Annotated in this window: 16 protein-coding genes; 9 read left to right on the top strand and 7 right to left on the bottom strand. The window is 62.6% G+C overall.

Annotated elements, in window-relative coordinates:
* Positions 1–69: 69 nt before the first annotated feature.
* The 3 genes from DU505_RS13045 to dksA all read right to left on the bottom strand — a co-directional run bounded on the left by DU505_RS13045 (position 70) and on the right by dksA (position 3,214).
* Positions 70–1,389, bottom strand: coding sequence for a D-alanyl-D-alanine carboxypeptidase (locus tag DU505_RS13045; protein ID WP_114479432.1), 1,320 nt, complete (start codon positions 1,387–1,389; stop codon positions 70–72).
* Between the two features lie 176 nt (positions 1,390–1,565).
* A complete protein-coding gene (gene zigA / locus DU505_RS13040; RefSeq protein WP_114479431.1) occupies positions 1,566–2,786 on the bottom strand; it encodes a zinc metallochaperone GTPase ZigA in 1,221 nt (406 codons plus the stop codon).
* Positions 2,786–3,214, bottom strand: a complete 429-nt coding sequence (dksA, locus tag DU505_RS13035; protein ID WP_114479430.1) for an RNA polymerase-binding protein DksA — start codon at positions 3,212–3,214, stop codon at positions 2,786–2,788. The genes zigA and dksA overlap by 1 nt, the downstream gene beginning before the upstream one ends.
* Positions 3,215–3,497: 283 nt before the next feature.
* Between dksA and DU505_RS13030 the strand changes: the two genes are divergently transcribed.
* The 7 genes from DU505_RS13030 (at position 3,498) to DU505_RS13000 (ending at position 14,264) form a co-directional block, all read left to right on the top strand.
* Positions 3,498–4,016, top strand: coding sequence for an Hcp family type VI secretion system effector (locus DU505_RS13030; protein WP_066448323.1), 519 nt, complete (start codon positions 3,498–3,500; stop codon positions 4,014–4,016).
* Positions 4,017–4,255: 239 nt separating this feature from the next.
* Complete coding sequence (locus tag DU505_RS13025) at positions 4,256–6,457, top strand: type VI secretion system Vgr family protein (RefSeq protein ID WP_114479429.1); 2,202 nt, start codon at positions 4,256–4,258, stop codon at positions 6,455–6,457.
* Positions 6,454–7,329, top strand: a complete 876-nt coding sequence (locus DU505_RS13020; RefSeq protein WP_114479428.1) for a DUF4123 domain-containing protein — start codon at positions 6,454–6,456, stop codon at positions 7,327–7,329. The genes DU505_RS13025 and DU505_RS13020 overlap by 4 nt, the downstream gene beginning before the upstream one ends.
* Entirely contained in the window at positions 7,326–10,946 is a 3,621-nt protein-coding gene (locus DU505_RS13015) for a toxin VasX (RefSeq protein ID WP_114479427.1), read from the top strand. The genes DU505_RS13020 and DU505_RS13015 overlap by 4 nt, the downstream gene beginning before the upstream one ends.
* 154 nt (positions 10,947–11,100) lie before the next feature.
* Positions 11,101–11,949 carry a YihY/virulence factor BrkB family protein gene (locus DU505_RS13010; protein ID WP_220250691.1) on the top strand — a complete coding sequence of 283 codons (849 nt, stop codon included), beginning with the start codon at positions 11,101–11,103 and terminating at the stop codon, positions 11,947–11,949.
* 608 nt (positions 11,950–12,557) lie between these two features.
* A protein-coding gene (locus tag DU505_RS13005) for an IS3 family transposase (RefSeq protein WP_114479425.1) occupies positions 12,558–13,738 on the top strand; the annotation gives its coding sequence in 2 pieces (ribosomal slippage) (positions 12,558–12,854 and positions 12,857–13,738; 1,179 coding nt in all).
* A gap of 97 nt (positions 13,739–13,835) precedes the next feature.
* Positions 13,836–14,264: a hypothetical protein gene (locus DU505_RS13000; protein ID WP_114479424.1), complete on the top strand. Its 429-nt coding sequence runs from the start codon at positions 13,836–13,838 to the stop codon at positions 14,262–14,264.
* 33 nt (positions 14,265–14,297) lie between these two features.
* Here DU505_RS13000 and DU505_RS12995 read toward each other — a convergent pair whose 3' ends face one another.
* From DU505_RS12995 to DU505_RS12980, 4 genes are all read right to left on the bottom strand, one after another.
* A complete protein-coding gene (locus DU505_RS12995; protein WP_114479423.1) occupies positions 14,298–15,101 on the bottom strand; it encodes an ABC transporter ATP-binding protein in 804 nt (267 codons plus the stop codon).
* Complete coding sequence (locus DU505_RS12990; RefSeq protein ID WP_114479422.1) at positions 15,098–16,231, bottom strand: FecCD family ABC transporter permease; 1,134 nt, start codon at positions 16,229–16,231, stop codon at positions 15,098–15,100. Before DU505_RS12990 ends, DU505_RS12995 begins: the two co-directional genes overlap by 4 nt.
* A 177-nt stretch (positions 16,232–16,408) precedes the next feature.
* The gene (locus DU505_RS12985; protein WP_114479545.1) at positions 16,409–17,377 is read right to left on the bottom strand and encodes a FecCD family ABC transporter permease; all 969 of its coding nucleotides are present in this window, start codon (positions 17,375–17,377) and stop codon (positions 16,409–16,411) included.
* A gap of 53 nt (positions 17,378–17,430) precedes the next feature.
* Positions 17,431–18,366 carry an ABC transporter substrate-binding protein gene (locus DU505_RS12980; RefSeq protein ID WP_422667028.1) on the bottom strand — a complete coding sequence of 312 codons (936 nt, stop codon included), beginning with the start codon at positions 18,364–18,366 and terminating at the stop codon, positions 17,431–17,433.
* 253 nt (positions 18,367–18,619) lie between these two features.
* Here DU505_RS12980 and DU505_RS12975 point away from each other — a divergent pair, with 253 nt between their 5' ends.
* Together DU505_RS12975 and DU505_RS12970 are read left to right on the top strand one after the other, a co-directional pair.
* Positions 18,620–19,612, top strand: a complete 993-nt coding sequence (locus DU505_RS12975; RefSeq protein WP_114479421.1) for a LysR family transcriptional regulator — start codon at positions 18,620–18,622, stop codon at positions 19,610–19,612.
* 81 nt (positions 19,613–19,693) lie between these two features.
* Positions 19,694–21,886, top strand: a complete 2,193-nt coding sequence (locus tag DU505_RS12970; protein WP_114479420.1) for a TonB-dependent receptor domain-containing protein — start codon at positions 19,694–19,696, stop codon at positions 21,884–21,886.
* The last annotated feature ends 9 nt before the right edge of the window (positions 21,887–21,895 follow it).

The raw sequence follows: 21,895 nt of genomic DNA, 5'->3' as shown, positions 1-21,895 counted from the left end.
TACGCCAGGCTCAAACGACCGACGCCCCGCAAGAGCGGGGCGTCGGTACGATCGGCCAGTGGTTACGGCTCAGTAGTGGGCGACTACCATGCAATCCATGCCGGTGGCACGCAGGCTACGGCAGGCGCTGTGTGCGTCGTTCTCCTGCAGGTCGACCAGTCGGGCGCGGAAGACGCGTCTATCGTCCTGGGACTCGGCCACAGAGACGCGCACGTCGCGCAGCTGGCTGGCCAACTGATCGGCTGCCCGTGACGCCAGGCTGCGAGCCTGGTCGGCGTTGTTGAACGCACCGACCTGTACCGCCCAGGCACCACTCGTTCGCGGCGAATCGGCCCGGGCGATCAGGTCACGGATCGGATCGTCGGCTGAGCCCATCTCGATGCCCATCTCGGACTGAAAGGTCGAACCTGGTCCTGCCTCGATCGTCTGCAGGGTGTCGTTGAATGATGCGCTTTGCTGAGCCGTGGCCAACTGCGCTGCCGGAGCGGAAGAGGCTGGCCGGGCAGTCGACAGGTCCATGCTATCGCCCAGGACATCGGCCTGGGCGATCCAGTCGCCCCGCTGCAGCATGCTGAGACGCGCATAGCCGCGGTCGAGCAGGTCAGCCATATGAGCATCGCGAGAGGCAGCGGTGAACCCTCCCATCACGACCGACACCACCCGACGATTATCGCGTATCGCCGATGTCGCCACGTTGAAGCCGGAGGCCCGAATGAAGCCCGTCTTCAACCCGTCGGCACCGGGATAGCTGCCGAGCAGGCGGTTGTGACCGGTGATGGTCTGCCCATTCCAGGTGAATCGGGTCTGGGAGAAATAATGATAATACTGGGGAAAGTCCTGCATCAGCCGAATCGACAAGGTGGCCATGTCGCGGGCAGTCGTCGTCTGACCGGCGTCAGGCAGGCCGTTTGGGTTGCGGAAAGTGGTCCGTGGCATGCCCAACTGCCGCGCCTTGTCGGTCATCATGCGACCGAAGCTTGCCTCGCTGCCGCCAAGCGCCTCGGCCACCACTACTGCCACGTCATTGGCAGAGCGGATTATCAGCGCCTGGATGGCGGTCTCCACGGGAAGGGTCGAACCGGCCCTGACATAGAGCTTCGAAGCCTGCCTGGAGGCTGCATAGCTGGAGACCGACAAGGGCGAATAAAGAGTCAGCCTTCCATCCTCGATAGCCTCGAACAGCAGGTAGAGCGTCATCATCTTGGTCAATGAGGCCGGATAACGGGTCGCATCGGCGTTCGCTGAGTGCAAGACGTCGCCACTCTCGACGTCGATCACGATAGCCGCATAGCGGGGGTTGGCCTGGGCCGTTTTCGCCGTGAGCAGCAACAAGCTGGCCAGCAGCACAAAGACGGCTACCCCGAGGTAGTGTCGGTAGGAGGAGGACATGGCAGATACCTCTAGTTCCCTTGGTTATTCCCTGCGGCCGTTTTTTCATCAGGCCTTGCCCCAGTATGGACAGGAATCGTCGGCTTTACAGCCAGAAAAGCGACGTTTCCAGGCGGCATACCGTTTTATGATTCAACGCAAGTCCGCCCCCGGCCCTTCCGCTACGCCTGCCAATCTCACTCCCAGGCAGGAAAAGGGTCCGGCAGCGATGCCCAGGCCGGCTTGCCAGCCAGCAGCTCTTCCTCGCTGACCAGGCACTCGTCCAGCGCCTGTCGAATGCGCACTTCGTCCAGATACTGGCCGATGAAGACCAGCTCCTGGCGCATGTCACCGAAGGGCTCCTGCCACTTTTCCATGATATAGCCGCGGTATTCCGGGTCGTCCGGCCAGCGTGACTCGGGGACGGCCTTCCAGAACATCCCGGCGTAGCCGTAGTGGGCGATGCCCCCCGCCTGGCTCCACTGGCCGGCAAACTGCGGCCGGGTCGCCAGCCAGAAGAAGCCCTTCGAGCGGAGCAGCCGTCCACCGAACCAGTCGCCATGAACCAGATCGAAGAACTTCTGTGGATGAAAGGGTCGCCGGGCGTGGTAGGCAAAGCTCGAGATACCGTACTCCTCGGTTTCCGGCACATGGTCTCCGCGCATCTCCTTGAGCCAGCCCGGAGCAAGCTGCGCCCGCTCGAAGCTGAAGCGACCGGTGTCGAGCACTCTGTCGAGCGACACCTGGCCATTGGCCATGGCAATCAGCTCGGCGTCGGGGTTGAGCGACCGCAGCACCGCCTTCAGCTCGTCCAGCTGCGCCTCATCGATCAGGTCGGTCTTGCTGATCAGAAGCACGTCGCAGAACTCGATCTGGTCGACCAGCAGGTCGGCCACGTTGCGCTCGTCCTCCTCGCCCAGGCTTTCGCCGGCTTCGATCAGCGATTTCGCCTCATGGTATTGTGTCAGGAAGTTGGCCCCATCGACCACGGTAACCAGGGTATCCAACCGCGCAACGCTGGAAAGGCTCTGCCCTGACTCGTCCTCGAAGGTGAAGGTCTCGGCCACCGGCAGCGGCTCGGAAATGCCCGTTGACTCGATCACCAGATAGTCGAAACGGCCTTCGGCGGCCAAGCGCCCGACCTCGATCAACAGATCCTCCCGCAGGGTGCAGCAGATACAACCGTTGCTCATCTCGACCAGCCGCTCCTCGGAGCGATTGAGCGCAACGTCTCCCTCACCCTCCGGCGTGCCACGCACCAGGGCCGCATCGATATTGACCTCGCTCATGTCATTGACGATCACCGCTACCCGGCGGCCCTCGCGATTGGCCAGGATATGATTGAGCAGGGTCGTCTTGCCGGCCCCAAGGAAGCCGGAAAGAACCGTGACGGGCAGGGTCGCTGAAGGGGCTTGCATCACGCTTCTCCTCGGAATTTGCTGAAATGGTGTTCGCGTTGCTCCTGACGCTCCTTGGCCTCCAGGCATAGTTCCGCAGTAGGGCGCAGCAATAGCCGCCCGAGCCCGATGGGCTGGCCGGTCTCCTCGCAATAGCCGTAGTCGCCCTCCTCGATGCGTCGCAGCGCCTTGGCGATCTTGCGCAGCAGCCGAGTCTCGCGGTCAGCCTGACGTAGCAGCAGCCGCAACTCCTCCTCTACCGCGGCACGGTCGAGGTCGTCGCCACTGCGCTCGTTGTCGGCAATGGCCTTGCGCACTTCTTCCAGATGCGTTTCCACCTCGGCTCGCTCAGCCAGTAAGCGACCTTGGAAGAAGGCCAGCTGCTCGTCGTTCATGTATGACGTTTCTGGCATGGCCAGCAGTCGCTGTGCCTCTGGGTCGGCCTGCATGGTCACTCTCTTCATCAACATTAATGTTATAACATAACAAATCCATTGCCACGCAGCCACAGCGATTTACGCCCATTCGCCGCCAGGAGGAATCAAGCAACTTCTTGCCCGATGGGCGAAATCTTGCCCAGCCTGGGCAACTTATTGCCTAACTTAAATTAAAAGCAATACAGCAGAAATCTTCAACCAATTGTTTTTCTTTGAATTAATGAATATCGGCACGCTATCTGCCCCTACAGTACCGTCCATCGGACATTCATTCACATCGTCAAGGAGCAGACTCATGCCGACACCTTGTTATATCAGCATCGAAGGCCAGACCCAGGGCAACATCACCGCTGGCGCCTTCACCCCGGATTCCGTGGGCAACATCTACGTGGAAGGCCACGAAGACGAGATGCTGGTCCAGGAATTCAAGCACGTCGTGACCGTGCCCACCGACCCGCAGTCCGGCCAGCCTTCCGGCCAGCGCGCGCACAAGCCGTTCATCTTCACCGTGGCCCTGAACAAGGCCGTACCGCTGATGTACAACGCCCTGGCTTCCGGCGAAATGCTGCCCAACGTCGAGCTGAAGTGGTACCGCACCTCGGTGGAAGGCAAGCAGGAGCACTTCTTCACCACCAGCCTGACCGACGCCACCATCGTCGACATCAACCTGCGCATGCCGCACGCCCAGGACATGAACACGGCGGAATTCACTCAGCTGATGGACGTCTCCCTGGCCTACCGCAAGATCGATTGGGAACACACCGTTGCCGGCACCTCCGGTTCCGACGACTGGCGCGCCCCGATCGAAGGCTAAGGAAGCCCTAAGCCCTTCGATAACGCCCCGCCCGCCTGGGCGGGGCGTTACGCAGCCGGCGTCGTGATGCCAGCGCTTGTTATCGAGCGCTGGCATCACGGCGTGTAAGCCATCGCTGACACTTCCTGTCAACCATTGCCCTCAGCGACCGGTTCACCCTTGCCATACCAGGGGCCTCGCGTAATCTGCTGATGCAATGGATTGCCGCGCATTCGTCTTCCAGGAGGGGAGCCTTCACCATGGCCAATCAGACCGGTCTTCAGTTCACACTTGCCCTCGCCGGGGCCGACGATCTCGACCTGGCCGTGGTCGACTTCACGCTGACCGAGACGCTCTCCCAGCCCTTCCATCTGGCGGTCAACCTCGCCAGCCGCGACCCGGACCTCGCCCCCGAGGCCTTCCTCGACCGTGAGCTGAGTTTGACGATCTGGCAGGACGGCGAGGTCCTGCGCCGGGTCCACGGTATCGCCACCGCCTTCGGCCGCGGCGACCGAGGACACCGCCGCACCTTCTATTCGCTGACCCTCCAGCCGGCACTGTGGCGTCTGTCGCTGCGTCACAACTCGCGCATCTTCCAGAACGTCTCGCCGCTGACCATCATCAACACCCTGTGCGACGAGCGCGGCATCACCGACGTGGCCTTCGCCGCCACCCGCGAACCCGCCGAGCGCGAATACTGCGTGCAGTACCGCGAGACCGACCTGGCCTTTATCCAGCGCCTGGCCGCCGAAGAGGGGCTGTTTTACTTTCACGAGTTCTTCGAAACAGGCGAAGACAGTCCTGGCGGCGTCCACCGCCTGGTCTTCGCCGACGCCCCCCAGGTGCTGGCCAGCCTGGGCGAGCGCACCTATCACGGCCGCGCCGGCGGCACGCCGCCGCTGCGCCATGTGCGCAAGCTTAAACAGGTCTCCCGGGTCCGCCCCGCCTCGGCCATGCTCAAGGACTACTCCTTCAAGCAGCCGGCCTATTCACAGTTACATCAGGCGCAACTTCATGAACAGATGGCGGAAGGGCTGGAGGCGCATGGCCAGCGAGCAGGCGTTGATAAAGAGTACGAACATTACGACTACCCCGGCCGCTACAAGGCCGACGCCTCCGGCGAGGCCTTCACCCGCATCCGCCTGGAACACCTGCGCCACGATGCGCTGACCGCCGAGGCCGAGAGCGACCTGCCCGAGCTCGCCCCCGGCCATCGCTTTGTACTCACCGACCACGATGCCGAGCGCCTCAACCGCGACTGGCAGGTGGTCTCGGTGGTGCATCACGGCAGGCAGCCCCAGGCGCTGCAGGAGGACGCCGTGGGCGTCACCGCCAGTGACCGCCAGGGCATCGGTGGCAACGACAGCACCCGCTACCACAACGAGCTGCTGCTCACCCCCGCCGACACCGCCTGGCGCCCCGAGCCCGACCCCAAGCCCCGCGTCGACGGCCCCCAGGTCGCCTTCGTGGTCGGCCCCGAGGGCGAGGAGATCCACTGCGACGAGCACGGCCGGGTCAAGGTGCAGTTCCCCTGGGACCGCTACGCCGAGCCTGATACCGCCGGGGCTGGCGGCGAAGCCGCTGTAAACGGAGCCAGTGCCTGGCTGAGAGTGAGCCAGGGCTGGGCCGGTGGCGGCTACGGCAGCATCGCGATTCCCAGGATCGGGCACGAGGTCATCGTCTCATTTCTCGAAGGCGATCCGGATCAGCCGCTGATCACCGGGCGCACCTACCACGCGGTGAACACCCCGCCCTACGCCCTGCCCGAGCACAAGACCCGCACCGTGCTCCGCACCCAGAGCCACAAGGGCGATGGCTTCAACGAACTGCGCTTCGAGGACGAAGCCGAGCGGGAACAGATCTGGCTGCACGCCCAGAAGGACCTGGAGCTGCTGACCAACCACGACCGCACCGAGGAGATCGGCAACGACAGTTTCCTCACCGTGCACAACGACCGCATTGGCGAGGTCCACGCCGACGAGCACCATACCGTGCGCGGCAACTACCATGAGCAGACCGACGCCAACCAGCACCTGATCGTGCAGGGCAGCCTGCATGTGAAGGCCGGCCAGGCCTGGCTCAGTGAATGCGGCCGCGAGCTGCACATCAAGGCCGGCCACAAGGTGGTGCTCGAAGCCGGCAGCGAACTGACGCTGAACGCCGGCGGCAGCTTCCTCAAGCTCGACGGCGGCGGCGTGACCCTGGCCGGCCCCAACGTCAAGATCAACGCCGGTGGCAGCCCCGGCTCGGGCAGTGGACAGGCCGTGGAAGCGCCGCTGCTGCCGGGCCGGGCAGTGCCGGAGGTGCATGAGGACGTGACTCTGGGGCCAATTTTCGGACACCGCCTGGAGCAGGCCATGGTCACGCACGCCCCCTTGGTAGAGCCCTGCCAGAAGCCGTCCAATGGGGGCCCCTGCCCACTTGGTGAAGCTTGTCCCTGTGAACCGGGAGCTCGTGCATGAGCGAAGTCACGCAGGCCTCTACCCTCACAGCGCTAGTTGCAACACAGACCGGCGAGCGCTATTGGCTGGTGGTGGAACAACAGAGCGAAACGCTCAGACAGCTTTATACGCTGGACTCGACGCCTGATGTCGCTTGGCTGTTCGATGAGACCCGCTATGCCTCGGCCCGCGATGTCAGCCCATTAGTAGTGGCTACGCAGCCCGGCACAGCACTATGGAATGCCTACGTCGAAGGCCAGGGTGCGGCCCCGCTTGCGGGTATCGCCGTGGCAAGCTCCGCCGAACGCGATGTCATGCTGAGCCATCTGCGTCATCGTCTGGATGCCATATTCTATGGCAGCCGGCGTGGCCTGCTGCGCTATTACGATCCTTGGGTGGCAGCTCATCTCTTCGCGGACGCTTCATCCTCGCTCTGGCTGGGTCCCCTTTCCGCGCTGTTCTGGTACGGCGGTACTTTTCATCAACGAGCCCACCATGGCGCCGCCTGGTATGCCTGCCGGCCGGCTTCGACAGCCGCGATGACGCCAATAAGCGATACGGGCGATCCGCTCAGCCTTTCGCCCAACCAGGAAGAGAGTCTCGAAGCGTTCATGGCCCAGTACCCGCTATGGCAGCGCCTGGGCAGAGACGCAGGGCTCGATGAGCACTCCGCAGAGCATGCCCAGCGTTTCGTAGCGGCTCTCAACGAAGCCCAGCGCTTGTCGATACCCGAGCACGACATTTCCGATTTCGTGCTCCTGCGTTTCGAACACTACCAGGCACCGTTGCCTGACGATGTGGATAAACATCCGGCGGAGGCAAGACTGGCGACGCTCCAACGACATTTCCATATCAGGGAAGAGAATACGACCATCGGGAGAGACCGGGCATGAGCAACGGTACATTGGGCAACACCGCTTGCGAAGGCGAACAGCTCATCATTCAGGTCATGGGCAAGGATCATCCACCCGGGCACAAGATGGTCATCGTCGACCAATACCGTGGCGAGCCAATAACAGAGTTCGGCGAGCCTGAAACCGAAGACCTGCCGTCCCCAGCCAGCGTGCTGCACAAATGGCGCTGGCAGGGCTACCAGCGCGTCAATGCCCAGTTGCATATCGACAGCGAGAACGGTGAGCCCATCCGGTTGCCGCTACTGGAATGGCTCAACAAGAACAACCGCAAACCCAGGATGCAGGACAACGTCATCCAGCCGGTACTGCCGATGGCGTTGTGGCAAGGTTTAGGACGAAATGAGCGGCACGCCCTGCCGCTGCGCCCCGGCTATCTCTACATATTCCATGGCGACAAGCTATGGCGGGAGATCCAGGCCTCAGCCAATGCCGAGACCGGACAGTTGGAGTTTCGCGACATCGACTTGGCCGCTCATCGCGACGACAACGATCGTTACCAGGACGATCGCCGACCCGCTGCCGGTATCACTTTGGAAGAAATCTGGCTGCCCCACCGGGCCAACGAACGCTACATCGATGGCGGTGTCCGGATTGCCTACTCCGAAGTGCAGTGGTCAGCTGCTCGAATCAATTACCTTCAAGCAGATACCCATGCCCAGCGTACACGCTGCCACTCCATCAACCTATCAAGCGCCAACAACTTCGCCTCACCGGGACGGCTGTATATGCTCTCCCAGGAAGAACCCCAGCGCTTGCGTATTGGCCTGGCCGAGCAGCATGCCGCCACTCCGAACGCCCTAGTTCAGGATCTGGCTGGCGACTATCTGACCCAACTGCGCAGTCAGGCGGCAGCGGAACTCAGACAGTTCGACTCAGGGGATTCGGCCCGCGCCGCCGCCGATGAAGGCATGCGCGCCGGTAACGGCCATGGAGAGCAGGCATCGCCCCTCTATTTACAGGCGTCCGCCCGTTGCCAGGTGCTGAAAGAGCGCACGACCCAGGGCGAAGCCGATGCGGAAGACGCCAACATCCTTTGGGAGGGACTGGGTGAGGCGGAGGATTGCCTTGCCGCCGCACGGGAGCGAGAGATCCCCGGGCTCATACTGGTGGATACGCTGTTCGAGATGCGCCACAGCTTGCACGGCTGTCGAGCAAGCCTAGAGTATCTCCAACTGATTCCTGCCCTGGCCGCCCAGGATGAGTTTTACGAATGCGCCGCCCTGGTCAACCAGACCATCCTGCGCCGCCACGACCATAGCGGCCAAGCAAATGCACTGCACCGCTTTGCCGACAAGGCCGATCTGAGCGATTCGAGTAAACTGCAGCGCATCCTGCGCAGGGCCCAGAGAGAGCTGGCTCGCAACCAGCTCGAGGCCTATCAAAGTCGGCTCCATGGATCGCTGCTCAGTCGTGAAGGCAATGCGGTACTGGCCGACCTGTTCAGCTTGGAAGGCCATGACTATCTCGGTGCTTATGCGCTTACAGCCGACCTGCTCGAGGCGCTGCGTGATGCCCCGGGCCATGCCGACCCCCTGCATGACGAACCGCCCACTTCGCCCACCCGGCCGCAGCGCTACCTAGTCGATGTGTTGCGAGACGGCAGCAGTTACTCGCTACACGCCATGCTATTTCCCAGCAACGAGGAGACACCGCTCAACGTGCCGCTCGTGCTGCCGGATGAAGAGGAAAACCCAGGCGACGGCCGTGTACGCCTCAAGGCGTTAGCTCAGCAGGCGGAACAGGAATTCCCCAACAAGGAGGACGATCTCCAACTCCACGAGACTGCCTACCTGGCAGCGATAGGCAGCGCCGAGGGCTTCACTTACAGCGCAGAGCTGAAGCGCTGGGGCGGCGTGGTGGACCTCGTGTTCGGCCGCCTCGCCGAGCAAGCCAACCTGCTGTTCGAAGAGAGTGCACGCCAGGCCATCGCTTTGCCAGCCGCACGCTTGGCACGAGTCGGCTTTCCGGAGCTGTTCGGAAAAATCACGGGTACCGCGCGCGGCAACGTGCGCGAGGACATGGTCATACTCGGCGTTCGCGATTCTCGCGGCCAGCTCTACAACGGCCTGACGGAGCACGAGCGCAGCGCCAGCCGCCAGGGGGCACAAGGCCAGGCGCGCCAGAGCTTCGAAGGCGCCGTACGCCAGGCAACGGGCAGGACGTTGACGCCCAGCCAGGCAAGAGGGATGGCAGCGCTTTCAGCCGCTGCCAACGAGCCGCATTTGATGGTGCTTGTGGCCGAGGCCGACTCCGAAGCGGCCAGACTGTCCCGCCGTGCGCGCATGCAGGTAGGTGTGGCAGGCGCCTCTGATATGATACGCCTACCGTATGTGATTGCGGCATTTGAGCTGTTTAACTTAAGACAAGAAGCAAGAAAATTTAGTGATTATGAGTCTGCAAGAAACCTTGCGGGTGCATTAAGTGGATTCGTTGATTTAACAATTGCTCTATCGAAAGGAATTGAGTTTTATGGAAAACGACACGAGACTCTAAGTCAGCTACGTTCCAGTGTCCTCAGCCGGCATCTGCCATTGGGGGATGCCTTAATGCGTTCCCAGTCCATCTTGTTAGCAAGAGCCGGAAGCCAGCTCAAAAGTACCATTACCATTGTTAATCTCGCAGGAGTTATTGCGGGTGCAGCTAGTACCGTACTGCTAGCCTGGGATGCCTGGACACGCTTTCAGCATGGCAATGTCGGGGCTAGCATCGCGCTAAGTATCGCCTCGATCAGTACCGCAGTGGTGGCCGGCTCGGCACTGATCAAGACCAGCCCGCTGTGGCTGGGCCTGGGCCCGGTGGGATGGATCGCTCTCGGTCTTTCCCTTGCAGCGGTTGCAATGTCTATTTGGCTGACCGATAACGAAATCGAAGAGTGGCTGCGTCTGGGCCCCTTCGGTAATAACGAACGCTATCCATGGCGCCAGGTTCCGACCGAATCGTTCGACCGTCTTGTTAGCCTGTTTGCCAATATCCGTATTCGCATTGAGCCGATCGGCCTGGCCACCGCTGAATCCATCGCGCAGGATTCCGAACAGCGCCCCGCCATCGGCCTGCTCAGCCCCAGCCGTTCTATGGAATATGTGGATCGCCTGATGGCCCAGGAAACTCTGTCCCAGTCCACAGGTCCAGTCGCCAATACCCGAGTGGTGGTCCAGAGCAACCTGCCGGGGCTGGCACCGGGCTGGAATCAGGTCGCCAAGTTTCGCTTCCAGGTCGTCACCGAGCGCAAGCATGAGTACCGCAAAGATGGCTATTCCGAGTGGTTGAGGGAAGAGAGCAGCATAGGTGGTCCCGTAGAACCGCTCTTCGAGCGAGCCACCACCGACGGCAGGGAGTATTATTTCCAGGTGCCCGGCCAGGCAACTCAACCAGGGGGCCGCTGGGGTTCGGATCGTCGTACTACCCATCACCTCAGAGTCAGGGTGCAATGGAGCAAAGAGCCGACCAATTACGTTATGCTGCCGCGCGTCTTGCCGGCTCCAGCACCGACCGAGACGAGCAGTGGCGACCCGCTCGTTCCCGATTTCGAGCGTACCGATCGCCCCTACTGGGCCGATGAAACGACCCATCGCAACAAAGAGGTAACCAATGGCTGATATGCAGCCCATCAGCTACAGCGCGGGCGCTCACACCGCGGAGCTTGTGCAGCAACCGCGCCAAGCCGAGAGCGAACACTCGCGTCGGTTCCGTATGTCAGCCGCCAGCGGTCAGCGCCTGCCCCATCGCTGCCCCACGGCGGGGATGTTCCCCATGCGCGAACTGCAGAAAATGGGACCAGCCAAGCTGCGTGAATATGAAAGTATGCCGGGGCATACGCCCCGCCCGCCAGACCGCCCAGAGCATCCCTTACGCTGGGATGAGGAGTGCTTGCGCTTTACCAGCCAGACCAAGCGCAATTTTTTCTTTGGAATAATTCGCGCTGCGGGCATGGTTGGCTTAGGCATGGTTATTTTTGCAGGGATAGGTTTATCTATTCTTTTTGCATTAATGTCTGCCGGCGGCAGCCAAATTGGCTATAGTCATTTTTTGGCGCTGGGCAAAACAACTTCTATTTTAAGTCTGTTTTTTTTAGCCCTGTGGGGGGGAGCATCCCTCATCTATCGCCTTTTCCCCAATTTTGCCGCCGGCTACCAGCCCGGCCCAATGTGGGAACTTAATCGGCGTACCGGTATGGTCACTGTCTATGCCAACCCCGCCAAGAGGAGCACCGCTTGGCGGGTAGCGCACCAGCTTCCTTTCCATGAGTTCGATTGTTACCTACAGAGCACGCCGAGCCACCAAGGCCTGCCACAATTCAACCTGAGTCTGGCCCACTACCGCCATGAAGCTTATGTAACGCTGGTGGGAGTCTTCGGTGCCTCTAGCACCCATGAGGAGCAGCGCGCCGCCTGGGATATGGTGCAGCGCTATATGGATACCTCACAGCCATTACCCGATACCCCGCTGTGGGAGGAGTTTCGCCCCCTCGACCCTACTACGCTGGCGCACGATCAACAGACCGGTCGCCCGCCCCGCTACTGGCGTGATATGGATGAGGAAACCTTCCAGCAGAAGGTGCACGAGCATCAGGACAGGCTGAATGCGTTCTATCGCGGCTAAAGAGTACCGGTGAATCGATGGCTAACATGACGCCGATCACTTATGGCTCCGAGGCCTATATCGCGGAGCTTGCCCAGCCCCCGCGCCAAGCTGCAAGCGAACACTCGCGTCGGTTCCGTATGTCGGCCACCAGCGGCCAGCGCCTGCCCCTTAGCTGCCCCACGGTTGATTTGGCGCCCACGGCTCGAGGGCTGGAAATAGTCCCGCCTAAGCAACTACGCCATATTGACAGCCAATCTGGGCACACAGCCCGGCCGGCAGACCGACCAACCCATCTGGTTCGGATGGATGAAGAGTGTCTTCGTTATACTAGCCAAACCAAGCGAAATTCTTATATTGGAGTTATCAAAGCCTTTGGTACCATAGGGCTATTGTGGATATTGCCAATCAGTATTTTAGGCACAATAGCAATGGCTATATCGCACTCACAAAACCAGAATATTGAAACATACTGGAGTGCATTTATAAACTATAGCGTCTGGAACATTGTCTTATTCATATTTTCTTTTTCACTAGTTCTATGGGGGATAACAAGCTGTCTCTATCGGTTTTGGACTTCCCCCACCCCAGTGGACACGCATCGATAACTCCCAGATAGGAGAGAACCGATGCCCGAGATGATCACGGGGAAGAAAACGCAACGCTATAGCACCGAGTTCAAAGTCAAGGCAGTGGAATGGAGCCACCAGGCCCACCGGAGCGTCAAAGGCGTTGCCGAAGCGCTGGATATTCACCCCTTCATGCTGTCACGCTGGCGAAAGGAATACCGAGAGGGACAGTTCGCCATGAAACGGGTCAAGAAAGCCCCAGCTGATGCTAAGCAGAAGATCCAGGAGCAGGATGAAGTCGCCCGCCTGAAGCGCCGCGTATCGGAGCTTGAGGAGGAGAACGACATCCTAAAAAAGTTTCAACGTTTTCAGGCAGAGGAACGACGGAAGCGTTCCGGTTCGTCTGGAAACACCGAGGACAGCACGAGGTAAAGGCGCTGTGTCGCCACCTGAACATCTCTCGGTCTGGCTACTACGCCTGGGCAAACCGGAAGCCCAGCCAGAGAGCCGCTGAAAATGCAGACCTGCTGTTGAAGGTCCGCAGAGTCTACAACGCCAGCAAGGGCCGTTATGGCAGTCCCCGGGTCTATCAGGCCCTGCGCCGAGAAGGTCTTGTGGTGGGTGAGAACCGGGTGGCCAGACTGATGAGGGAGTGGGGTATGAAGGCCCGAGTCACGCGTGTCTATCGCCGCCTGAGCAAACGTCGGGATGACCTGAAAGCCCTGCCAAATTACCGGCTCGAGGCCAAAAAGCCGGTTGCGGTAAACCAGCAGTGGAGCAGCGACGTCACCTACATCAAGTTGGGTAAAAAATACGTGTTTCTGGCGGTGGTACTGGATCTATTCTCACGTCGAATCATCAGCTGGCGATTGGGAGAGAGTCTGAGCGCAGACTTTGCCCGAGGCACCCTGCGAGAGGCCTTCACAAGCCGGAATCCAGCCCCTGACCTGCTGTTCCATACGGATCGCGGCATCGAGTACCGGGCTCACAAGACCCAGGCGCTGCTGAATCATCACCGGGTACGGCACAGCATGAACCGTCCGGGACAATGCACTGATAATGCCGAAGTGGAGTCGTTTTTCAAAACGCTGAAGGGAGAATTGCTCCATGCCACGAGCTTCATGACGTTGCGTCAGTTACGAAAACATATCAGGGGCTATATTGATGGCTACTATAACAGCCATCGGCTGCACAGTGGCCTTGGTTACCGGACTCCGATAGAGTTCGAGGAGATTAACTGATGGGGCGTGTCCACTGTTCTGGGGGAAGTCCATTTTCCCCAATTTTGCGTCCGGCTATCAGCCCGGCCCCATGTGGGAACTCAATCGGAGTACAGGCATGGTTACTGTCTTCGCCAATCCCGCGAAGAAAGATACCGCCTGGCAAGTAGCGCACCAACTTCCCTTCCATGAGTTCGATTGCTATCTGCAGAGTACTCCGAGTCATCAGGGCCTGCCGCAGTTCAATCTGAGCCTGGCCCACTACCGCGAGGAATCGCATGTGGCGCTGGTGGGCATGTTTGGCGCCACTAGCAGCCATGTGGAGCAGCGCGCCGCCTGGGATATGGTGCAGCGCTATATGGATACCTCCCAACCGCTGCCTGACACACCTGTCTTCGAAATGTATCGTGAGCTCGACCCCACTACGCTGTCGCACGATCAACGCGCCGGTCGCCCGCCCCGCTACTGGCGCGATATGGACGACGAAACCTTCCATCAGAAGGTGCACGAGCATCAGGACAAGCTCAATGCGTTCTATCGTAGCTGAGGGCACCGGAGCCTTACCTGCCCACCCTTATCCTTAAGCTGTTTCACACCGCCTCGCCCGCCTTACATTGGCCAGCAGCAGGCTGCCGGTGGCGGGGTCGGGTATCAACGTGCAGTCGATATCGTAGAGCTGGCGTACCAGGTCGGTGGTGACGACCTCGCCCGGAGGGCCCGCGGCCACCAGTTGGCCGCTGTGCAGCGCCAGCAAGTGGTCGGCGTAGCGGCAAGCGCTGGCGAGGTCGTGGAGTACCATCACCACGGTACGCCCGCCGGCGGCGAGCCTTCGCACCAGTTCGAAGACTTCGATCTGGTGGCCCAGGTCCAGCGCCGAGGTCGGTTCGTCGAGCAGCAACAATGGCGTTTGCTGGGCGATGGTCATGGCGATCCAGGCGCGCTGGCGCTGGCCGCCGGAGAGCGTGTCCAAGGTACGTTCTGATAATTCCACCACATCCGCCGCCACAAGGGCCTCGCGTACCACCTCCTGATCCTCGGCCGACCATTGCCGCAGCCAGCCCTGGTGAGGCTGGCGACCGAAGCGCACCAGTTCGGCGACGGTGAGCCCCTCCGGGGCGACCGCCTCCTGTGGCAGCAGGGCCAGGCGGCGCGCCAGTTCGCGTACCGGGAGCTGTTGGATGTCCTTGCCGTCGAGCAGTACCGCCCCCTGGCTGGGGGCATGCAGCCTGGCCAGGCCGGCCAACAGGGTGGACTTGCCGCAGCCGTTGGGCCCGACGATGGCGGTGACCTGCCCCGCCGGTAACGCCAGTGCCAGGTCGTCGATGATCGTCGCGCGACCGTAACGCAGCGTCAGGTTGCGGGTGGCGAGTTCGTGTCGGGTCATGCCAGGTTCCTCGAGGCCGGTCTCAGCAGTATCCACAGCAGCCAGGGGCCGCCCACCACGGAGGTGACGATGCCCACCGGGATCTCGATGGGAGCGAGCAGCACTCTGCCTGCCAGGTCGGCCAGCACCATCACCAGCGCCCCGGCCAGCGCCGAGGCAACCACCGGCACGCCCCGCGGCGAGGAGAGCGAGCGGGCGATCTCGGGGCCGATCAAGCCGACCAGCCCCACCGGGCCGGCCACCGCGACCGCCAGGCCGGTGAGCAGTACCGAGACCACTAGCACCTGCCAGCGCCGCCGCGCGACATGGATGCCGAGCGTGGTGGCCACGGCATCGGAAAAGCGCAGTAGCGAAAGTGAGCGGGTCAGCCCTAGCGCGGCGGCAAGGCCGACCGCCAGCCCTATGGCGAGCAGTGTGACGGCACCGGCCGGCCGGGCATTGAGCGAGCCGACGGTCCAGGGATAGGCGGCATTGGCGGTGTCGATGGCGACCTTGGCCAGCAGCAGTTGGGTAATAGCGCCAAACACGGCGCCGACGCCTATGCCGGCGATGATGAAGCGATAGCCGCGGGTACCGCCGCCTGCCGCCAGGCCGAAGGTGATTGCCGCGGCGGTAGCCGCCCCCGCCAGGGCCATGGCGGGGGGCGCCAGGGAAACGCCAAGGCCGACCACGGAGGCCACGGCAAAGGCGGTGGCGCCGTTGTCGATCCCGATGATACCCGGCGTGGCCAGGCGGTTGCGTGCCAAGGTCTGCATCAAGCAGCCGGCCACACCAAAGGCGGCACCGGTCAGGCAGGCGGCGACAAGCCGCGGCAGGCGCAGCTCCTGCACCAGGAACACGGCCATCATCTCGCCGCGTCCGACGAGGGCCGGCAGCACCGCCCGAGGCGCCAGGCCGCTGCTACCCATGGCGAGATAGGCAAGTGACGCCGCCATCAGCGCTGCCAGCAGAAGCAGGCAGGCCGTGAAAGCGCGCCGGTCGATCAACAGGCTGCAGGGCACGGCATCGCCAGGGGGCAGCCAAGCCAGGCGCCAATGCCCCGCCGGCGCGGCTATGCCGGCTTCCCCATCATCGCGACCCTCGGCGGCACGCTGCCGGACCTGGCTTTCGACGGGTGCTTCACAGCGCATGAGGCGTTTCTCCCTTTCCCATTTCATATCGCCTAGAGGCTTCGTCTGAAAAGTCGGCGAGCGAAGGTCAGACAAGGAAAAAATCAGCGAAAAGACGGAGTTTACGGGGTGTAAATGAGTACTTTGAGCTTATTTTTAACGCCGTATGGCCAAGCGCAGGCACTTTTCAGACGAAGCCTAAAGCGTTGACATACGGCGCGCCCGCACCACGGCGACCAGCACCGGCGCGCCGCACAGTGCGGTGAGCACACCCAGTGGCAGCTCGGAGGGTGCCACCAGCAAACGGGAGATAATATCTGCCGTGATCACCATCAGCGGCCCCAGCGGCAGGCACAGCCATAGCGTACGGCGGATATCGGGGCCGGCCAGGGCTCGGGCCGCAAACGGCACCACCAGACCCACGAAGGCGATGGGACCGGCCGTGGCGGTGGCGGCACCCACCAGTAGCGCCACGGCCACGATGACCAGCAGCCGAATCAAGCCGGGGCGATGCCCCAGGCCACTGGCGACCCGCTCACCCAGCGACAGCGCGGCCAGCGGGCGTGCCACGGCAAGAATCAGCGCAACCGCCACCAGCAGGCTGGGCATGAGGGCGACAAGATGCTCGAGCCGGCGCCCGGCCAGGCTGCCCACGATCCAGAAACGGATCTCGTCGGCGGCGCGCTGGTCGAACAGCAGCAGCAGCGAGGTGAGCGAGAGGAGCAGGCCCGTCAGGGCGGCACCGGCCAGCACCAGCCGGACCGGGTCGTTGCCGGCACCGCTTACCCGAGCCACACCAAGTACGCAGAGACAGCCCGCCATGGCGCCGAACTGCGCCACACCGATCCGCATCGTCGTTGCCGTGGCACCAAGCACCAACGCCAGCGCCACGGCAAAGGCGGCGCCAGCGCTGACACCTAGGAGCCCCGGCTCGGCCAGGGGATTGCGGGTCACCGCCTGCAGCAGGGCGCCAGCCACGCCAAGCGCCATGCCGACCACCAGGCCAACCAGGGTGCGCGGCAGGCGCAGCGATTCCAGCACGAACCTGGCTTCCGGGTCGCTCTGCCCTATGAGCATGGCCCAGGCCCGGGCCGGACCGACATCGCCGGCGCCCAGCAGCAGGCTCGCCAGGCAGACCAGTACCAACAAGACCGACAGACCCGCCATCGCTCTATAGAGCCGGCGGTCCGGGAGCAGGCCCGAGTGCTGCATTGCCAACATCAGGGTGACAGCGCGGCGTCTAGCTGGTCGAGGATGGCCTGGGCCGCCAGCGGGCCGGTGGCGCTCGTCCACAGCTGGCCGTCGACCGGCACGACCCGGTCGCGGGCGACCACATCGAGCCGCGCAAAGGCCGGCGACGCCTTGGCGGCCTCCAGCGCCTCGCGCCCCTCTTCATTGAGGGTTGCCAGGAACAGCCAGTCGGCATCGACGCGGGAAAGGTTCTCGAAGCTGAGCGGGTCACTGTGCGGCACGCCCTCACGCACCAGGCCGGCATCGTGAATCGCCACACCGGCGGCGCGCAGCAGCCCGGCGGTGAACAGCGCTTCGGACATGACCATGGGCCCTTGCGGCATCCAGCGCACCAGCACGGCGCTGGGTCGCTCGTCGGCCGCCATGCGCTCGGCAAGCTCTGCCGCGCGGGCGTCGACGTCATCCAGCGCCGCTTCGCCTTCCGCCTCGCGTCCCAGGGCCTGGGCAAACAGGCGCGTCTCGCTGCGCCAGGCTTCGGGATCAAGCCCTTCGTTCCGGGGTACGACGGTAGGCGCCATGCGCGAAAGCAGCCGATACTGCGCCTCAGCCAGCTGTGGCGGGGCCAGGATCAGGTCCGGCTCGAGGGCGAGCACGGCCTCGAGGTTGATCTCGCGCACTACCCCGACGATGGCGATATCGTCGAAGTGTGGCGCCAGGTAACGCGCCACGTTGTCACCACCACGGGTGGTGACGGCACCCAGCGGGGTAACTCCGGTCGCCACCGCCACATCCAGGGCTCCCTCATGGAGGGTGACCACACGCTGCGGCGCTTCCGGCACCGTCACCACGCCATAGGCGGTTTCCACGCTACGCTCGGCCCAGGCCGACAGCGGCATCAGCGCGAGCATGGCAACGGCCAGCAAGGTGCCACCCATCACCTTGTCGCAGAATCGCCCAGTTCCCATTCGAAGCCTCCTCGTAGCAGACCAACATTTAATGCGAATTATTATCACAAGCTACCCAGCCACACCTCCATGCAACGATGCGTTGCCGGAGGTGCAACGACCCGCAGGGTAGATCAATCTTAACAAGAATCGTTTTCATTAGATATGCCACCGGGTACACTGTTGCTCGTGTTGCAACGTTCACTTGTTTGCAAGGCAAACCGATTTTACAACGTGCAACGACTTTTCTACGTGCACCTACGCGGGGATTGCCATGTACGCTCTCGACGAGCTGCTCGCCTTCGATCATGTCATGCGCTCCGGCAGCCTGACCCGCAGCGCCCGTACCCTTGACCTGGCCAAGTCGACGCTGAGCCGACGTATCTCCCAGCTCGAGCGCCAGCTGGGTCAGCCACTGCTGCGTCGTCAATCGAATCGGCTCCTGCCCACCGAGGCGGGCCAGCTCTTTCATGCCTACTGCCGCCAGATTCTCGAGCTCGCCAAACAGGGCCGACAGGCGCTGGACGAGCTGAGCGAGGAAGTCAGTGGTGAGTTGCATGTGGCCACGCACAATGCCCTGGCGCGCAGCTGGTTGTCTAAGTCGCTGGCAGCGTTCATGGATTGCCATCCCGGAATACGTCTCACGCTGCAGACCTCTGCCTCGCCCCCTCTATCCGCCGACAGCCAGGCAGTGACCGTATGGCTGGGAGAGGTGCCTGGCTGCGAGCTGCGCCAGGAAGTCCTCGGCTGGCTCGATCGAGGCCTGTACGGCCACCCCGACTATTTCGCTAGTTGCGGCGAGCCACGACATCCTCGTGAGCTGCCCCGTCACGCCTGGATCGACCTGTTGGGCGAAACCGAACAGGGGCTTACGCTCACCCATCCGGCCCGGGGGGAGTTTCACTTCCAGCCACCGGATTCGCGCTTTCGTGTCGATCAGCACATCCTGCATGGCGATGCGATCGCCCGGGGCCATGGCCTCGGCATGATGCCTGTATGGCTGGCGACCATGCGAGAGCGCGCCCACCCCGGCTCCCTGGTTCGCTGCCTGCCGGAGTGGAGCGCCGCCCCCGTTCCCGTGACACTGCTTTACGCTTTCGGCCCTCGACCTCGCCGCGTCACCGCGCTGCTCGAGTGCCTGCGCCAGTCCGTGCCATCCGAGTGGCGCCCTGCCGGGCGCAGCCAAGCTCACTGCGGCTCCCCGGCCGAATCCCGCCAGCTGGGCGTTGCGGATACCGCAACGAATCGTTGTGGCTTCTCCCACTGAACAAAGGAGACTTTCCGCAATAGAATCACCTGCGTTTGATAATCAATATCATTTACTCGTTTCATTCCAGCAGGTGACCCCATGTCCTCCATCCGTCGCACCGCACTAGCTATCGCGATCGCCAGTACGCCTTTCCCATTTGTCGCCCAGGCGCAGGACTCTGCCCGTCTCGACAGCATCGTCATCACCGCCGCCGGCTTCGAGCAGGCGCTCAACGACGCACCTGCCAGCATTTCCGTCGTCACCCGGGAAGCGCTGGAGCGCCAGCGCTATTCGAACATCGCCGAAGCGATCAAGGATGTGCCCGGCGTGGACGTGCGCTCGGGAACCGGCAAGACCGGCGGGTTGAACATAGGCATCCGCGGGATGCCGAGCGATTACACGTTGATACTCATTGACGGCCGCCGGCAGAACACCTCGGGAAGTGTGACGCCCAACGGCTTCGGCGAGACCTCGACCAGCTTCATGCCACCGTTGTCGGCCATCGAACGCATCGAGGTGATCCGCGGTCCGATGTCGACCCTGTATGGCTCCGACGCCATGGGTGGCGTGATCAATATCATCACCCGCCCCGTCAGCGATACCTGGACAGGCAGCGTCTCGGTGGATACGACCTTCCAGCAGGGCCGGGACGCGGGCAATTCACAGGGCATCAATCTCTATACCTCCGGGCCGCTGATCGATGACCGCCTCGGCCTGCAGCTGCGTGGCCGGCTGTTCGATCGCGACGCCTCCGAGCGCATGATTCCCGACAGCGCCGGTCGCGATCCGCGCCCCACCGAGGCTCGCATCTACTCGATTGGCGGTCGCTTGACGCTGCGTGCCGACGACAGCAACTCGGTCTGGCTGGATGCGGAGCGCGCGAGCCAGACCTACGCCAACGACGATTGCCGCCTCGGCACGCTGGACGGAACCAACCGCGCCACCTGCGCCCCTGAGCCCGGTCAGTTCTGGGGGTATGAAGATGAGCTGCGCTTCAACCGCGACCAGATTGCCCTCGGCCATACCGGCCGCTTCGCGGCAGGGACGCTGGAAAGCAGCGTTACGCACAACACCACCGAGACTCTCGGCCGTACCCTGCCGGCGGGTAGCGCACCGGAATACGGCTACGAGGCCCAGGGGGGCGAGCCGCGCCTGCTGGAAAACCGAGATATCGTCTTCGACACCAAGCTCACCCTGCCGATCGATGCCCATATGGTGACCCTGGGCGGCCAGTACATCGACGCGAAGCTGGAGGATGGCGCGGCCGGTAATCAGGCCTTCGAACAGCAGAGCTGGGCGCTGTTCAGCGAGGACGAGTGGTGGCTGCGCGACGACCTGGCGCTGACCCTGGGTGGGCGCTATGAGCACCACGATGCCTTCGGCGGCCACTTCAGCCCCCGCGGCTACCTGGTGTGGAACACCACCGACCGCTGGACGCTCAAGGGTGGCGTGAGCCGCGGCTACAAGACACCGACGCTCAACCAGCTGCATGACGGCATCACCGGCTTCACCAATCAGGGGGAGACGATCACCATCGGCTCGCCCGATCTCGAACCCGAGAAGAGCACCAACTACGAACTCGGCGCCATCTACGACAACCTGGATGGCTTGACGATCAGCGGCACCGCCTTCTACAACCGCTTTACCGATCGCATCGCCGATGGGGCGGAAACTCCCAACTGCCTGCACCCGGACGGCAACGTCCCCGGCTGTATCAGCGTGGGCAACTTCTCCCAGCAGACCGGCTTTTCTCAGTTGATCAATATCGACGAAGCGGAAACCCGGGGCATCGAGCTGGAGGCACGCTATCGCCTCGCTCCCGCCTGGGAAGTCCGCGGCGGCTATACCTACACCGATACCGAGATCACCTCCGGCGAGGAGGAGGGCATGCTGCTCACCAACACGCCCAAGCACAAGCTCACCGCCAGCCTGGGCTGGGATGTGACCAACAGGCTCAACGCCACACTCGAGGGTGAGTACTACTCCTCACGAGAGCGCTTCACCGACGGCATACCGGAGAGCGGACAGAACCTGGCGATGTACGAGCAGGTGGGCAACAAGCTGGATGGCTACGAGCTGTTCCACCTGCGCACCACCTATCGCTTCACCGACCAGGTACGCCTGACCGGCACGATCCACAACCTGCTCGACAAGGACTTCGGCGCGGCCGACAGCTACAAATGGCAAGGCGATACCTACCAGGCCTATCGCTTTACCCAGACAGGCCGTGCCACCGATGGCGTCGCCCTGGACGGCCGCAGCTTCTGGCTCTCTGCTACCTACGAGTTCTGACCGTAACAA

Source organism: Billgrantia montanilacus, assembly GCF_003336675.1.
GTDB classification, from domain to species: Bacteria; Pseudomonadota; Gammaproteobacteria; order Pseudomonadales; family Halomonadaceae; genus Halomonas; species Halomonas montanilacus.
Note: the sequence above shows the minus strand (reverse complement) of the source record. Positions and strands in the feature narration are given on the sequence as shown.